General features: G+C 71.8%; 13 protein-coding genes. 5 read left to right on the forward strand and 8 right to left on the reverse strand.

The window, feature by feature from the left end; genetic code table 11:
* Nucleotides 1-116: 116 nt before the first annotated feature.
* Both ABZ714_RS08415 and ABZ714_RS08420 read right to left on the reverse strand, forming a co-directional pair.
* Nucleotides 117-1,484 (reverse strand): M28 family metallopeptidase, encoded by a 1,368-nt coding sequence (locus tag ABZ714_RS08415; RefSeq protein WP_358824373.1) that lies wholly within the window; start codon nucleotides 1,482-1,484, stop codon nucleotides 117-119.
* Nucleotides 1,485-1,815: 331 nt separating this feature from the next.
* Nucleotides 1,816-2,274 carry a VOC family protein gene (locus ABZ714_RS08420; protein WP_358824374.1) on the reverse strand — a complete coding sequence of 153 codons (459 nt, stop codon included), beginning with the start codon at nucleotides 2,272-2,274 and terminating at the stop codon, nucleotides 1,816-1,818.
* 21 nt (nucleotides 2,275-2,295) lie between these two features.
* Between ABZ714_RS08420 and ABZ714_RS08425 the strand changes: the two genes are divergently transcribed.
* Nucleotides 2,296-2,916 (forward strand): ABATE domain-containing protein, encoded by a 621-nt coding sequence (locus ABZ714_RS08425; RefSeq protein ID WP_358824375.1) that lies wholly within the window; start codon nucleotides 2,296-2,298, stop codon nucleotides 2,914-2,916.
* Between the two features lie 148 nt (nucleotides 2,917-3,064).
* Here ABZ714_RS08425 and ABZ714_RS08430 read toward each other — a convergent pair whose 3' ends face one another.
* Nucleotides 3,065-3,862, reverse strand: a complete 798-nt coding sequence (locus tag ABZ714_RS08430) for a DeoR/GlpR family DNA-binding transcription regulator (protein ID WP_358824376.1) — start codon at nucleotides 3,860-3,862, stop codon at nucleotides 3,065-3,067.
* Between the two features lie 339 nt (nucleotides 3,863-4,201).
* On the opposite strand from ABZ714_RS08430, the gene ABZ714_RS08435 reads away from it, so the two are divergent.
* Complete coding sequence (locus tag ABZ714_RS08435; RefSeq protein WP_358824377.1) at nucleotides 4,202-5,155, forward strand: sugar isomerase; 954 nt, start codon at nucleotides 4,202-4,204, stop codon at nucleotides 5,153-5,155.
* A gap of 80 nt (nucleotides 5,156-5,235) precedes the next feature.
* Nucleotides 5,236-6,072, forward strand: coding sequence for a class II fructose-bisphosphate aldolase (locus ABZ714_RS08440; RefSeq protein WP_358824378.1), 837 nt, complete (start codon nucleotides 5,236-5,238; stop codon nucleotides 6,070-6,072).
* A gap of 52 nt (nucleotides 6,073-6,124) precedes the next feature.
* Here the strand turns inward: ABZ714_RS08440 and ABZ714_RS08445 are convergent, their stop codons facing one another.
* Nucleotides 6,125-6,574: a helix-turn-helix domain-containing protein gene (locus ABZ714_RS08445; protein ID WP_358824445.1), complete on the reverse strand. Its 450-nt coding sequence runs from the start codon at nucleotides 6,572-6,574 to the stop codon at nucleotides 6,125-6,127.
* 267 nt (nucleotides 6,575-6,841) lie between these two features.
* Here ABZ714_RS08445 and ABZ714_RS08450 point away from each other — a divergent pair, with 267 nt between their 5' ends.
* On the forward strand, nucleotides 6,842-8,356 hold the full coding sequence (locus tag ABZ714_RS08450) for an MFS transporter (protein ID WP_358824379.1): 1,515 nt from the start codon (nucleotides 6,842-6,844) through the stop codon (nucleotides 8,354-8,356).
* A 158-nt stretch (nucleotides 8,357-8,514) separates the two neighbouring features.
* Entirely contained in the window at nucleotides 8,515-8,901 is a 387-nt protein-coding gene (locus ABZ714_RS08455; protein ID WP_358824380.1) for a DUF6401 family natural product biosynthesis protein, read from the forward strand.
* A 64-nt stretch (nucleotides 8,902-8,965) separates the two neighbouring features.
* On the opposite strand, the gene ABZ714_RS08460 is transcribed toward ABZ714_RS08455, so the two are convergent.
* The 4 genes from ABZ714_RS08460 to ABZ714_RS08475 all read right to left on the reverse strand — a co-directional run bounded on the left by ABZ714_RS08460 (nucleotide 8,966) and on the right by ABZ714_RS08475 (nucleotide 14,483).
* The gene (locus ABZ714_RS08460; protein WP_358824381.1) at nucleotides 8,966-9,811 is read right to left on the reverse strand and encodes a hypothetical protein; all 846 of its coding nucleotides are present in this window, start codon (nucleotides 9,809-9,811) and stop codon (nucleotides 8,966-8,968) included.
* 262 nt (nucleotides 9,812-10,073) lie between these two features.
* Complete coding sequence (gene rarD / locus ABZ714_RS08465; RefSeq protein WP_358824382.1) at nucleotides 10,074-11,069, reverse strand: EamA family transporter RarD; 996 nt, start codon at nucleotides 11,067-11,069, stop codon at nucleotides 10,074-10,076.
* 317 nt (nucleotides 11,070-11,386) lie between these two features.
* Entirely contained in the window at nucleotides 11,387-12,388 is a 1,002-nt protein-coding gene (locus tag ABZ714_RS08470; protein WP_358824446.1) for a 2-oxoacid:ferredoxin oxidoreductase subunit beta, read from the reverse strand.
* Nucleotides 12,389-12,482: 94 nt separating this feature from the next.
* Nucleotides 12,483-14,483 carry a 2-oxoacid:acceptor oxidoreductase subunit alpha gene (locus tag ABZ714_RS08475; protein WP_358824383.1) on the reverse strand — a complete coding sequence of 667 codons (2,001 nt, stop codon included), beginning with the start codon at nucleotides 14,481-14,483 and terminating at the stop codon, nucleotides 12,483-12,485.
* Nucleotides 14,484-14,676: the final 193 nt, after the last annotated feature.

The following is a 14,676-nucleotide window of genomic DNA, read 5'->3' on the forward strand; positions in this document are numbered from 1 at the left end:
GGGGTGGCGGTTCCGAAGCGGCTCTCGGCGTCACGGCCGGGACGGTGCGGATCGTACGGATGGCGCGGGGTGGTGGTGCGGGTGGCGGCACCCGGGTCGCGGAGGCCGCCACCCGGTCAGAAGGTGAGCTTCCAGCTGTTGATGTAGCCGGTGTCCTGCGGGCCGACGTCCTGGACGCGGAGCTTCCAGTCGCCGTTGGCGGGCTCGGCGGAGGCGTCGACGGTATAGCTGGCGATGACGTTGTCCGCCGAGTCGTTGCCGCTGGAGTTCTTCAGCCGGTAGGCCGTACCGTCCGGCGCCAGCAGATCGACCACCAGATCGCCGCGCCAGGTGTGCCGGATGTCGACCCCGACGGAGAGAGCTGGCGGGGCGTTCCCGGTCCGGCCGGAGACGGTGACGGTCGAGGTGACGGCGGCGCCGTTGTCCGGGATGGCCACATCGGCGGTGTTCTCGTAACTGTCGCCCGGCGGTACGCCTCCGGCGCCCAGGGTCCAGATGGCGTGGGCGACCGCGTCGCTGTTGCGGTCGAGGGCGGTGTCGTTGATGTTCGCCGTGGTGTCGCAGGAGGAGTGGTAGCAGCGGTCGAACGCCTGGCCCGCCGTACCGCCCCACTTCTGGGCCTGGGCGGCGGTCTTCGTCCGGCCCGCGCCGGTGAACAGCCCGCCGACCCGGATACCCGCGTTCTTGAAGGAGGCGTGGTCGGAGCGGCCGTCGCCCTCGGTCTCGATCTCGGTGGGGACCCCGAGCCCGGCGAAGTAGTCCTTGAAGACCTTCTCCAGCTGGACGTCGTCGTCATAGACGAAGTAGCCGGGGTTCGGGGAGCCGATCATGTCGAAGTTGAGATAGCCGGAGAACTTCGAACGCTCTGCGGCCGGGAGGTTGTTGACGTAGTGACGGGAGCCGACCAGGCCCTGCTCCTCCGCGCCCCACCAGCCGAACCGCAGATGCTTCCCGGACTGGAACCCGGCCCTGGAGACCGCGAGGGCCGTCTCCAGGACGGCGGCGGAGCCCGAGCCGTTGTCGTTGATCCCGGCACCGGAGGAGACGGAGTCCAGATGCGCACCCGCCATGAGCACCTGGTTCGGGTCGCCGCCGGGCCAGTCGGCGATCAGGTTGTAGCCGGTGGCGCCGCCGTAGCTGAAGCTCTGGATCGAGGTGGTGTATCCGGCGGCGTCCAGCTTCGCCTTCACATAGTCGAGGGACGCGCGGTAGCCGGGGCGGCCGTGGGCCCGGTTGCCGCCGTTCGCCGAGGCGATCGACTGGAGCTGGGCCAGATGCGCCTTCACATTGGCGAGGGGTATGTCGGGCGGGGCGAGTGCCGCCGCCGGGGAGAGGGCCGCCGTCGCGGCTGCCGGGGGTGCGGCCGGTGCGGGTGCCGTCGCCGCGGGTGCGGCGGTCGCCACCAGCCCGGCCAGGGCTATCGCCGCTCCGGCGATGCCCCGTCTGGGGAGACGGGGGAACTGACGGGAAACGGAGAGTCTCATAGGGGGGCTCCGGGATTCCGTACGGGGACAGGACGGAACGAACGGGCCGCCCCGGAATGGCGGGTTCCAGGGCGCTGGAGCAGTGGTGCGCGGTGCTCAGAGTCCGGGAGAGCGTGATGGACCGTCAAGGGCGGAAACCGGTCAGTCGTGTTCGTATACAGAACAGAAGTGCTGACGAAGATGGTTCCGGAACGATCGCTTCCGCGTCATTTTCCGTCGGATACGGACACCCGGGCGCCCGCGTCCCGATCGCTGCGACCGGGACGCGGGCGCCGGTGAAGGGGCCGGCCGGGGGCGACCGACCGGGCGGGCGGCGGCTGTCGGCGAACCGTCACTCCACGCAGAACTCATTGCCCTCGGGGTCGGCCATCGTCGTCCAGACGCCCATCGGCTGCCGCTGCTCGTAGAGCACGGTGGCGCCGAGTGCGCGCAGCCGCTCGACCTCCGCCGGGATCCGTTCCGTTCCCACATGCAGATCGAGGTGGAGCCGGTTCTTCACGGTCTTGGCCTCCGGGACCCGCTGGAACAGCAGCCGGCGGCCCAGGCCCAGGTCCTTGTACTCGTCGAACGGGTCGTCCGGATGGCGGACGGCGGCCAGATCGAGCCAGACGTCCCGGCCGTACCGCTCGGTCGTCGCCCCCTCCGGCAGATGGCCCGCCTCGCGCAGTCCGGCGATCAGTCTGCTGTGGTCCTCGACCCGGTAGCCGAGGGCGGCGGCCCAGAAGTCGGCCTGGGCCAGGGGGTCGGCGGCGTCGATGGTGAGCTTCCAGTGGAGTGGTGCAGTCGTCATGTAACCGTTTATAGTGGTTACATGGTTGACGTTGCAAGAGGGTTCCTCCTCCGTCCCCCGTCCGGCGGCTCCTTCCGCTTCGACGCCGGGACGCTCTGTCTGGAGCTGCTGCTCACCGGCGGCCCCGGCGAACTGGCCCGTTGGGAGTCGCTCTACGAACCCGCCGACCTGGTGGAATGGGCCGGGCGGAGCAGACTGCCGGACGGGCTCGCCCCCCGGGTCGTCCCGGCGGAGGTCACGGCCGCCCGGTCGCTGCGGGACGCGGTGTACCGGCTGGCGTCCGCGCGGATCCACGGCCGGGAGCCGGATCCGGCGGATCTCGCGATCGTCGACGCCGCAGCCGCGCAGCCACCACCGGTACCCCGGTTCGGCCCCGGCGGCACCCGGGCGTGGGTGCCCGGCGCCACCGGCGCCCAACTGCTGTCGGCGGTGGCCCGGGACGCTCTGGACCTCTTCACCGGCCCGTACGCCGACCGCGTCCGGGAGTGCGGCGCGGACGACTGCCGACTGGTGTTCGTGGACGCGTCCCGCCCGGGCCGCCGCCGCTGGTGCTCGATGGAGCGGTGCGGCAACCGGCACAAGGTCCGGGCGCACCGGTCCCGCCGCCCCGAGGGCGGCGGCGACACCGAGGGGGAAGCCTGAGGCGTATTCCGAGCCGTGGGGGCGGCGGGGCGGCGGTGATTCCCGGGGCTGTGGGGCCGCCGCAGACGGCGGGTGCGGCGGGGGCGGCAGGGCCGGCGGGTGCGGCGAGGGCGGCAGGGTCGGCGAGTGCGGCGGGGGCGTAGCGGTTCTAGACCGCCAGTACCCGGATGCCGAGGTCCCCGAGGCGGGCGACCGTGTCCGCCGGCGCCGTCGAGTCGGTGACGACGATGTCGACCCGGTCCAGTCCGCAGATCCGGGCGAAGGCCCGCCTGCCCAGCTTCGAGGCGTCGGCGACCACGACGACGCGCTGAGCGCGTTCGGCGAACAGTCTGCTGATACTCGCCTCCTCCTCCTGGTGGGTCATCATGCCCAGCTCGGGGTCGAGGCCGTCGACTCCCAGTACGACCACATCGAGGACGACCTCCTTCAGTACTCCGGCCGCCAGGGGGCCCACCAGCTCGTACGACTGCGGGCGGGCCACGCCGCCGGTGGCCACGATTTTGATCTGGGGCCGTACGGCCAGCTCGCCCGCGATATTGAGGGCGTTGGTGACGACGGTGTACATCGGCGCCGTCGCCTCGGCGCCGCCGGGCCGCCCGCCGGCCACCCGCAGGGCCAGGGCGCGCGCCACCTCGGTCGTGGTCGTCCCCCCGTTGAGGCCGACGACCGCTCCCTCGTCGACGAGTTCGACGGCCGCGGCGGCGATGCGCTGCTTCTCCGTGGCGCGCCGGGACGACTTGTACCGCAGGGGCAGTTCGTACGAGACCCCGTGCGCGATGGCTCCGCCCCGGGTCCGGACGAGCATCTGCTGCTCCGCCAGCTCGTCGAGGTCCCGGCGGACGGTGGCGGGTGAGACCCCCAGCTCCGCGGCCGTCTCGTCGACCTCCAGCCGGCCCTTGGCCGCCAGCAACTCCAGCAGCCGGCTCCACCGCTGATGTTTGGACATGCTCCGGGCTCCCTGTGCGTCGATCCGTACGCGGGTCGTGAGGTGCCCGCCGTGTTCCGCCGTGCGGGCGCGGGCCGGGCGCCGCGTTCGAAGAACAGGAGCGTAACCGGTGGGGCGGACGGCTCCCGCGCCGCACCGTGCCCGCGCCGTGCCTGTGCCGTGTCTGTCCCGGGCGCGGGATGGGCTCGCCCGGGCGAGAGGTGGGCAATGGCGGCACGCGATCAAATTTCCTGCAAGTTTCTGCTTGAAGTTGCTCGAAACTACTCGCTACTGTGCAGATTAATGCATCCGGGTGGGTCCGTGGCTGCGCGGCCCGATCGCCAGAAGGAGCCCTTTGGCATGTCTGCCTCGGCCACGTCCCGTACCGCCCGCGAAATCACCTCGCAGCCCGACAACTGGCTGCGGGCCCGGGAGGCGCTGGATCTGTACCGCGATGTCCTGCCCCGCCGGGGCGAGCGGGTCGCCGTCGTCGGCTGCGGCACCTCCTGGTTCATGGCCCAGGCGTATGCCGGCCTCCGTGAGGGGGGCGGCCACGGCGAGACCGACGCCTGGGCGGCCTCGGAGTTCCCGTACGGCCGCCGCTACGACCGGATCCTCGCCATCACCCGGTCCGGGACGACGACCGAGGTCCTCGACCTGCTCACCCGGGTGAAGGGCGCCGCGCCGGTCGGGGTGATCACGGCCGTCGCCGGGACCCCCGTCCCCCAGGAGGCCGACGCCGCCGCCGTACTCGACTTCGCCGACGAGGAGTCGGTGGTCCAGACCCGCTTCGCCACCACCGCCCTGGCGCTGCTGCGCGCCCACCTGGAGGCGGAAGGCGCGCTCCCCGCGGGCGTACATCCGCTGGAAAAGGCGATCTCCGACGCGCGGCGGACGGTCGCCCGGGAGCTGCCCCCGGAGGTTCGTACGGCCGGACAGCTCACCTTCCTCGGCAGCGGATGGACCTACGGGCTGGCGCTGGAGGCCGCCCTCAAGCTGCGCGAGGCCGCCGGGGCGTGGACCGAGGCGTACCCCGCGATGGAGTACCGGCACGGGCCGATCGGCGTCACCGGCCCCGGCCGCGTCGTCTGGATCTTCGGCCCGACGCCCCCGGGGCTGGCCGACGACATCGCCCGGGTGGGCGGAGTGCTCGTCGCGGGCTCGGAAGCCGGGCTCCCCACCGGCCTCGACCCGCTGGCGGACCTCGTCCTGGCCCAGCGGCTGGCCGTCGCGCAGGCGGAGGCGCGCGGCTGCGACCCCGACCGCCCGCGCAATCTGACCCGTTCCGTGGTCCTGGGCGGCGGCCGTGCGTGAGGTCGCCGCCGTCCCGCGCGACCGGCCCCGCCACCGACCCCGCGCCCCGTTCCGTACCACCGTCTCCGGGGAGAGCGCCGATGCCTCTTTCGACCACTGACGAGATCATGGACCCCGCGTACCGGGAGCAGTCCGGCGTCGGGGCGTTCAACGTGGTCCAGATCGAGCACGCCCACGCCATCGTCGCCGGAGCGGAGGCGGCCGGTCTCCCCGTCGTCCTCCAGATCAGTGAGAACACCGCCCGCTACCACGGCTCGCTCGCTCCGATCGGCCTCGCGTCACTCGCCGTCGCCCGGGCCGCGAGCGTCCCGGTCGCGGTCCATCTCGACCACGCGACCTCGCCCGAACTGATCCGGGAAGCCGTCGGCCTCGGGTTCCCCTCCGTCATGTTCGACGCGTCCGGGCTGCCCTACGAGCGGAATCTGGCCGCCACCCGCGAGATCACGGAGTACTGCCATCGCGCCGACGTCTGGGTCGAGGCGGAGCTGGGCGAGATCGGCGGCAAGGACGGCGCGCACGCGCCCGGAGTCCGGACCGATCCGGAGGAGGCCGGAGCGTTCCTCGCCGAGACCGCCGTGGACGCCCTGGCGGTCGCCGTCGGCAGCTCCCACGCCATGCGAACCCGGGACGCCGTACTGGACTTCGACCTCGTCGCCCGCCTCCGGAGCACCCTCTCCGTCCCCCTCGTCCTGCACGGCTCGTCCGGGGTCGGCGACGACGGTCTCGCCGCGGCGGTCTCGGCGGGGATGACCAAGGTGAATATCTCCACCCATCTGAACAGGACGTTCACCCGGGCCGTACGCGACTGCCTCCACGCCCGCCCCGACACCGTCGACCCCCGTACGTACCTCGGTCCCGCGCGCGAAGGTGTCGCGGCGGAGGTGGCCCGGCTCCTGCGCCTGCTGGCGGGCCGCTGACCGGGCGGGCCCTCCGGACCCGGACCGGGGGCGGGACGCCCGGGGTCCGGCCCTAGAGCCGGGGTGCCGCGGTCCGGTCGGCGGGCCGCGGCACCCCTTGGGTGTCTTGGGCGTCGTCGCGGGCGTCGTAGGAGGCCCGGGCCGCCGCGATCTCGTTCTGGTGCCGCTCGGTCCAGGTGACGAGCGAGCGGATGGTGGTGTGCAGGGTGCAGCCCAGCTCCGTGAGGGCGTACTCCACCCTGGGCGGTACGACCGGATGCACCGTACGGCTGACCAGCCCGTCCCGCTCCAGCTGGCGCAGGGTCACCGTCAGCATGCGCTGGCTGATCCCGTCGATCTCCCGGCGCAGCTCCGTGAACCGGACGACCCTGCTGTCGAGCAGGGCGATGACCAGGAGCGACCACTTGTCCGCGATCCGGTCGAGGATCTGCCGGACCTCGCAGTCCTCGCGGGCGTCCCACTGGAACGGGTCCGGGTCGCCGTCGTCCTCGAACTCGGTCACTCCCAGGTAACCGGGTGACTTCAAAGTGCCTCCTTCCGCCGGACCTCATCCTGCCGGAGGATCGAGTCGGTTACCAGAGGGAACCGACCCTCAGGCGAGTAACCAGCTCCCCTTCCTCCGGCATGTCCGTCTTCCCGGCATGCCCCGATGGCGTACGCCCGGAGTCAGCCGATGTCCGCATCCCCGCCCCCGTCCGAGCCCCCGTCTCCGTCCCTGCCGCCACCTGCCGGGTCTACCGGCCCGGCCGCCGCCGGGCGGTCCCCGGGCATGTCCGGGCGGGCCCGGGCGATGCTCGCCGTCCTGTGCGGCACGGTCTTCCTGGAGGGCATCGACGTCGCGATGCTCGCCGTCGCCGTCCCCGCCATCCGGGCCGATCTGGGCCTCTCCACCGGTACCGCCGCCTGGGTCGTCAGCGGGTACGTCCTCGGCTACGCGGGCTTCACCCTGCTCGGCGGCCGGGCGGCCGATCTGCTGGGCCGCCGCCGGATGTTCCTGCTCTGGCTGGTCGTCTTCATCGCCTTCTCCGGCCTCGGCGGCTTCGCCACGGAGGGCTGGATGCTGGTGCTCTCCCGCTTCGTCACCGGGGTGGCCGCCGCGTTCATGACCCCCGCGTCGCTCTCCCTGATCACCACCTCCTACCAGGCGGGCCGACAGCGGAACAAAGCCCTGATGATCTACGCCGGAACGTCGGCGGGCGGCTTCTCCCTCGGTCTGGTCATCGGCGGACTCCTCACCGAGATCGGCTGGCGCTGGGTCTTCTTCGCCCCCGTCGTCCTCGCCGTACTGATCCTCGCGGGGGCGCTCCGGCTGCTGCCCGCCGACCGGATCCCACCCCGTACCGGCGGCTTCGACCTGCCCGGCGCCGTCACGGCCGCCGGAGCGATGCTGCTCCTGGTCTACGGCATCATCCGGCTCGAACACGGTCTCGCGGGCTGGGGGTTCACCCTTGCCGTGGTCGCCGCCGGGTCGCTGCTGACCTGGTTGTTCGTCCGGATCGAGCGCCGGACCGCCGTCCCTCTGGTCCGGCTTGGCATTCTGCGCAACGCGGCCATGGTCCGGGCCGACACCGGGATGATGCTCCTCTTCGGCGCGTTCTTCGGCTTCCAGTTCATGGTCACGCTCTATCTCCAGGAGGAGCGGGGCTGGACGTCCCTCCAGACGTCGCTCGCGCTCCTGGTCGCCGGGATCGACGTGATCCTCGCGCCGACCGTCACCCCGATCCTGGTGAATCGTTTCGGCACCGCCCGGGTGATCTTCGCGAGCTTTGTCGTCGCGGTCGTCTCGTACGCCCTGTTCCTGCCGGTCGGCGCCGACTGGTCGTATCTCGCGATGCTGCCTGCGCTCACCCTCGCCGGGGTCGCGTTCGGACTGGGCATCGGGCCGATGACCATCGCCGCCACCGACGGGGTGCCGGCCGAGGAGCAGGGGCTCGCGGGCGGACTGCTCCAGACCGCGATGCAGTTCGGCGGCGCGGTCGGTATCTCGGCGGTGACGGCGGTCTACGGGCTCATGGGCGGCGACGGGCGGATGGAGGCGTTCCGTGCGGGACTCGTGGTGCCGCTGGTGATGGTGATCGCCGGAACCGTGGTGGCGGCCGTGGGCCTGCGCGCCGGTCGGCCGACCGGGCACACCGGCGCGGAAGACGGCCCCGGCGGCGGCTCGGCCGGTGATCCGGCCGGTGATCCGCACCGAGGCGCGGTCGGCGGTACGGGCCGGGGCGCGGCGGCCGGAGAGCCTCCGGAGGGCGGGGTTCCGTCCGGGGGCGTACGGGTCGGGAGCTGACCGCTTCCGGAGCCGGACCGCCCGGCGGCCGACCTGCGGAGGGCCGGGGGCGCGTACGGCCGGGCGGTCGGCGAGGCGGCTCCGAGGGGGGCACACCGGGTGAGAGCTGCGACGAATGTCACGTATGCCCCTACTTGTTGGGCGCGTACGGTGGGACGATGGACCAGCCCCCACCCGCTTCGCCCGGCCCGGGACCGGCCGCCGACTGTCCGCTGGTGGGTGTCGTCGCGATGTATCTGCCCCGGCTCTCGGAGTTCTCCTTCGACCCCGGGCTCGTCGCCGCCGTCGACCAGCACGCGGCCGACGTCCGGGACGCGCTGGTGCCCCGGCAGCGGCGCGGGGCGCGGGGCACGGGTACGGGTGCGCGCGAGGTCGGGGCGGAGTCCGCCGACGTACGGCGGGAGGATCTCGCCGACTACGCCCTCGGCTTCACGGACTGGCTCACGGAGACCGAGTGGACCGAGCCGGTCGGCTACGACTTCGCGACGCTGCGGCTGACCGCGATCTGCTGGCTGGTACGCGAACACGATCTGCTCGGCCGCTGACCCGGGCCCGTCAGGCGCCGGGGGAGTACGGTCCGGGACCGTACGCCCCCGCCGACAGTCCGGGCTACATCGGGTCGTACGGACCTTCGTCGCCGCGTCGTCCCTGGTCGCCCCGGGCGTCCGGGCGGCCGGTCGCCCCGGGCGCCGTCCGCGTCCCGGGCGCGGGCTGACCGGCCGCCGCGTCCGAACGGCCCCGCTGGTACGCGCCGAGGCTGTCCCGCGCGCCCGCCGTCTCCGACTCGGCGCGCGTCAGCCAGTTCTCCCAGCGCGAGCGCATCGGCCCGATGAGTCCGCCGCCGACACCCACGATCAGGATGCCCGCGACCGTGCCGAGCGTCGCCAGCAGCAGGGGGCCGGTGATCGCGGTCGCGATCCCGGCCTGGCCGAGGGCGGCGATCGCGCCGAGCGCCACGATGAACGCCCAGGCGATCGTGGCGAGGACCTTGCCGTACGAGGTACCGCTGAGGGCGTCGTTGATGATCTCGCGCACCGCGCGGGCGATGGCCATCGCGACCACCACGATCACCAGCGCCACCACGGCCCTGGGCAGCCAGGCGACCACCGCCTGGATCATCACACTGATCGGGTTGGGGCCGAAGACCCCGAAGGCCAGCTGGAGCACGATCAGCAGCAGCCCGAAATAGATGACCTTGGTCAGGATGCCGGTGGCGTCGTACGAGGAGTTCCGCAGGGCGTGTGTGGCGCCGCTGCGCTCCGCGAGCTTCTCGGAGCCGACCCTGCGCAGCAGCCGGTCCACCACCCGGGCTATCAGCTTGGCGATGAACCAGCCTATGAGCAGGATGGCGAGGAAGCCGATGAACTTGGGTATGAAGGCGGCCACCGCGTTCCACGCCTGGGAGATGCCCGCGCCGAAGTCGACGTCGAGGGCCAGGGGCAGGGGCTGGGACATGTCGGCACTCCGTCCGCTGACGGTCCCGGCGTACCCGGGACCCGTACTCCGGTCGTAACACCGGCGGAGGACGGCGGCCCGGGGTGGGGCGGACGGGTGGGCCGGTCGGGTGGCGGATTGGGCCACTGCGGTGGGGGCGGGAGTACGGCCCCGGCGCCCGGTGCGCCGACCGGCTGGACCTGCCGACCCGCTGGACCTGCGGACCGGCCGAACTGCCGGTCCGCCGGTCTGCCGGGCCGTTGTCCCGCTCGCCTGCCGGACCTCAGGAGGCCGGTTCGGTACGGGCCGGGGGCCCGGGCAGCGGCGCGGGCGCCTCGGGCGGTGCCGGGACGGCCGGGTCGCCCGCCGCCCGCAGCGACTCGGCCCGCTCCCTCGAACGCCGGGCCGTCCGCAGCGCGTCCCAGGTCAGCACGGAGAGCGCCAGCCACACCAGCCCGAACCCGGCCCAGCGCTCGGCGGGCATCGCCTCGTGGAAGTAGAGGACACCCAGCAGGAACTGGGAGACCGGCGCCAGATACTGGAGCAACCCCAGCGTCGACAGCGGAACCCGGATCGCCGCCGCGCCGAAACAGACCAGCGGTACGGCGGTCACCAGGCCGGTCGACGCGAGCAGCAGCATGTGCCCGGTGCCCTCGGCGCCGAACGACAGTTCGCCTTGGGCCGCCAGCCAGATCAGATAGCCCAGTGCCGGGAGGAAGAGGATCGCGGTCTCGGCCGCCAGCGACTCCAGCCCGCCGATATTCGTCTTCTTCTTCGCCAGGCCGTAGGTGGCGAAGGAGAAGGCGAGTACGAGGGAGATCCACGGCGGCTGGCCGTAGCCGACCGCCAGGACCAGGACGGCCGAGAAGCCGATCCCGACCGCCGCCCACTGCGCGGGCCGCAGTCGTTCCTTCAGCAGCAGTACACCCATGGCTATGGTGACCAGCGGGTTGATGAAGTAGCCGAGGGACGCCTCCACCACCCGGCCGTTGTTCACGGACCAGATGTAGAGGCCCCAGTTGACGGAGATGACCACGGCCGCCACCGTGATCAGCCCCAGCTTGCGGGGATCGCCGAGGAGTTCCCGGATCCAGCGCCACCGCTTCAGCGCCAGCAGCGCGAGGGCGACCACCACCAGTGACCAGGTCATCCGGTGGGCCAGGATCTCGGTTGCCCCGGCCGGCTTCAGCAGCGGCCAGAAGAGGGGGACGAGGCCCCACATCCCGTAGGCGCCGATCCCGTACAGCAGACCCGCGCGCTGCTCGCCGTCCGATGACACTGATTCCCCCGACCCCGACCCCGACACCGATTCCCCCGGTCCCTCGTCGCACCGCGCGTGCCGTACCCGTACCGCGACGACGGTACGCGCCCGGAGACCGGGCTGTCATGCCCGTACCGAAATAAGGTCATGACGGGACGGGCGGGATGGACGGGATGGACGGGGCGAGTGCGGGACGCTCTCGGGGCGGTGCCGGGCGCGGCCGGATCCACCGCCTGCGACGAAGCCGCCTTCACCACACGAGACGTGTGGTGAAGGCGGCTTCGACAAGCTCGGGCGGTGGCCGCCGGATCGCCCCGGCGGCTGTCGCCCGGGGATCAGCCCACGACCGTCCAGGTGTCATTGCCCTGGAGCAGCGACGACAGATCGCCCTTGCCGTACTGCTCGACGGCCCGGTCCAGCTGGTCCGCCATCAGCGTGTCGTACACCGGGCGGCGGACGGAGCGCAGCACACCGATCGGGGTGTGGTGCAGGGTGTCCGCGTCGGCCAGCCGGGAGAGCGCGAAGGCCGTGGTCGGCGAGGTGCTGTGGGCGTCGTGGACCAGCACCCGCGACTCGTTCTCCGGGGTGACCTCGACGACCTCCAGATCGCCCGTCGCCGGGTTCCGGACGACGCCCTTGGCGCCTTCGGCGCCGAAGCGGATCGGCTGACCGTGCTCCAGCCGGATCACCGCCTCCTCCGCCTGCTGCTTGTCCTTGAGGACCTCGAAGGCGCCGTCGTTGAAGATATTGCAGTTCTGGTAGATCTCCACCAGGGCGGTGCCCTCGTGGTCCGCGGCGGCGCGCAGGACCGAGGTGAGGTGCTTGCGGTCGGAGTCGACCGTACGCGCCACGAAGGTCGCCTCCGCGCCCAGCGCCAGCGACACCGGGTTGAACGGGGCGTCCAGCGAGCCCATCGGGGTCGACTTGGTGATCTTGCCGACCTCGGAGGTGGGGCTGTACTGGCCCTTGGTCAGACCGTAGATCCGGTTGTTGAAGAGCAGGATCTTCAGATTGACGTTCCGCCGCAGGGCGTGGATCAGATGGTTGCCGCCGATGGAGAGCGCGTCTCCGTCGCCGGTGACCACCCAGACGCTGAGGTCGCGGCGGGAGGTGGAGAGCCCGGTCGCGATCGACGGGGCCCGGCCGTGGATCGAGTGCATCCCGTAGGTGTTCATGTAGTACGGGAAGCGGGAGGAGCAGCCGATGCCGGAGACGAAGACGATGTTCTCCTTGGCGAGGCCGAGTTCGGGCATGAAGCCCTGGACGGCCGCCAGGATGGCGTAGTCACCGCAGCCCGGGCACCAGCGGACCTCCTGGTCGGACTTGAAGTCCTTCATGGACTGCTTGGCCTCGGCCTTGGGGACCAGGGAGAGCAGACCGGACCCGGGGCCGGTGGCCTGGGCGGCCGTGGTCGCGGGATGCGCGGCGGTCTCAGTCATCGATGGCCTCCTTGAGAGCCGTGGCGAGCTGCTCGGCCTTGAACGGCATGCCGTTCACCTGGTTGTAGCTGATCGCGTCGACCAGGTACTTCGCCCGGATCAGGGTGGCGAGCTGGCCGAGGTTCATCTCCGGCACGACGACCTTGCGGTAGTGGCCGAGCACCTCACCGAGGTTCTTCGGGAAGGGGTTGAGATGGCGCAGATGGGCCTGGGCGATCGGGGCGCCCGCCGCCCGCAGCCGCCGGACGGCCGCGGTGATCGGGCCGTAGGTGGAGCCCCAGCCGAGGACCAGGGTCGTCGCGCCGTCCGGGTCGTCGACCTCCAGGTCGGGAACGGCGATCCCGTCCACCTTGGCCTGGCGGGTGCGGACCATGAAGTCGTGGTTGGCCGGGTCGTAGGAGATATTGCCCGTACCGTCCTGCTTCTCGATACCGCCGATGCGGTGTTCGAGACCGGGTGTGCCCGGTACGGCCCAGGGACGGGCCAGCGTCTCCGGGTCGCGCTTGTAGGGCCAGAAGACCTCGGTACCGTCGGCGAGTTCGTGGTTGGGGCCGGTGGCGAAGCGGACCCGCAGATCGGGCAGCTCGTCCGGCTCCGGGACCCGCCACGGCTCGGAGCCGTTGGCCAGATAGCCGTCGGAGAGCAGAAAGACCGGGGTGCGGTAGGCCAGGGCGATCCGGGCGGCGTCGATGGCGGCGTCGAAGCAGTCCGCGGGGGTCCGCGGGGCGACCACGGGCACCGGCGCCTCGCCGTTGCGGCCGTACATCGCCTGCAGCAGATCCGCCTGCTCGGTCTTGGTCGGCAGACCGGTGGAGGGGCCGCCGCGCTGGATGTCCACGATCACCATCGGCAGCTCCAGGGAGACCGCGAGCCCGATCGTCTCGGACTTCAGGGCGACACCCGGACCGGAGGTGGTGGTGACCGCGAGGGACCCGCCGAAGGCGGCGCCGAGCGCCGCGCCGATCCCGGCGATCTCGTCCTCCGCCTGGAACGTCCGCACACCGAAGTTCTTGTGCTTGGACAGCTCGTGCAGGATGTCGGAGGCCGGGGTGATCGGATACGAGCCCAGGTAGAGCGGCAGATCCGCCTGGCGGCCCGCGGCGACCAGACCGAGCGACAGCGCCAGATTGCCGGAGATATTGCGATACGTCCCGGTGGGGAACGCCTTGGTGGCCGGCGCCACCTCGTACGAGACGGCGAAGTCCTCGGTCGTCTCGCCGAAGTTCCAGCCCGCGCGGAAGGCGGCGATATTCGCCTCGGCGATGGTCGGCTTCTTGGCGAACTTGGTCCGCAGGAAGGCTTCCGTGCCCTCGGTGGGCCGGTGGTACATCCAGCTCAACAGACCGAGCGCGAACATGTTCTTGGAGCGCTCGGCCTCCTTGCGGGAGAGCCCGAAGTCCTTCAGCGCCTCGATCGTGAGCGTCGTCAGCGGCACCGGGTGGACGTGGTAGGCGTCGAGGGAGCCGTCGTCCAGCGGCGAGACGTCATAGCCGACCTTGGCCATGGCCCGCTTGGCGAACTCGTCCGTATTGACGATGATCTCGCCGCCGCGCGGGACGTCGCCGATGTTCGCCTTCAGGGCGGCCGGGTTCATCGCGACGAGCACATTGGGCGCGTCGCCGGGGGTCAGGATGTCGTGGTCCGCGAAGTGCAGCTGGAAGCTGGAGACCCCGGGCAGGGTCCCGGCGGGGGCGCGGATCTCGGCGGGGAAGTTCGGCAGCGTCGAGAGGTCGTTGCCGAAGGACGCGGTCTCGGAGGTGAAGCGGTCACCGGTGAGCTGCATACCGTCGCCGGAGTCGCCCGCGAACCGGATGATCACCCGGTCCAGCTTGCGGACCTCCTTCACGGGCGGGTCGCCGGCCGGGGACGGCTCGTCGCCGTCCGCGCCGGGAACGCGCTGTTCACCGACAACCGCCTCGGTGGCGTCGCCGGTCCCACTGACCCCGTCAGCCTCGTCGGCATGCTCGGCTGGGCTACTGACCTGGCTGGTCACTGAACTGGACCTCCCTTGAGGCGGCTGCTGGGGCCGGCCGTCCCACTGGCCGTTCCACGTGCAACCCTACGTCGGTAAGGGTCACCTTCCCCGTACCGCTCATATGCTGGACTGGAATATGAGACAAAAATTTGTCGTGATATGTCATATTTCACCCCGCTTGGGGCGCTGTCCGAGAGGACACTCCCCGCTC

The organism is Streptomyces sp. NPDC006798 (genome assembly GCF_040635975.1).
In the GTDB taxonomy this organism is placed as follows: Bacteria; Actinomycetota; Actinomycetes; order Streptomycetales; family Streptomycetaceae; genus Streptomyces.

Coding starts and splice junctions, on each gene's coding strand:
- ABZ714_RS08470 (WP_358824446.1), bottom strand. CDS start 12,388: ATGAAGGACTTCAAGTCCGACCAGGAGGTCCGCTGGTGCCCGGGCTGC.
- ABZ714_RS08415 (WP_358824373.1), bottom strand. CDS start 1,484: ATGAGACTCTCCGTTTCCCGTCAGTTCCCCCGTCTCCCCAGACGGGGC.
- ABZ714_RS08455 (WP_358824380.1), top strand. CDS start 8,515: ATGGACCAGCCCCCACCCGCTTCGCCCGGCCCGGGACCGGCCGCCGAC.
- ABZ714_RS08430 (WP_358824376.1), bottom strand. CDS start 3,862: ATGTCCAAACATCAGCGGTGGAGCCGGCTGCTGGAGTTGCTGGCGGCC.
- ABZ714_RS08450 (WP_358824379.1), top strand. CDS start 6,842: ATGTCCGGGCGGGCCCGGGCGATGCTCGCCGTCCTGTGCGGCACGGTC.
- ABZ714_RS08460 (WP_358824381.1), bottom strand. CDS start 9,811: ATGTCCCAGCCCCTGCCCCTGGCCCTCGACGTCGACTTCGGCGCGGGC.
- ABZ714_RS08420 (WP_358824374.1), bottom strand. CDS start 2,274: ATGACGACTGCACCACTCCACTGGAAGCTCACCATCGACGCCGCCGAC.
- ABZ714_RS08425 (WP_358824375.1), top strand. CDS start 2,296: ATGGTTGACGTTGCAAGAGGGTTCCTCCTCCGTCCCCCGTCCGGCGGC.
- ABZ714_RS08435 (WP_358824377.1), top strand. CDS start 4,202: ATGTCTGCCTCGGCCACGTCCCGTACCGCCCGCGAAATCACCTCGCAG.
- ABZ714_RS08440 (WP_358824378.1), top strand. CDS start 5,236: ATGCCTCTTTCGACCACTGACGAGATCATGGACCCCGCGTACCGGGAG.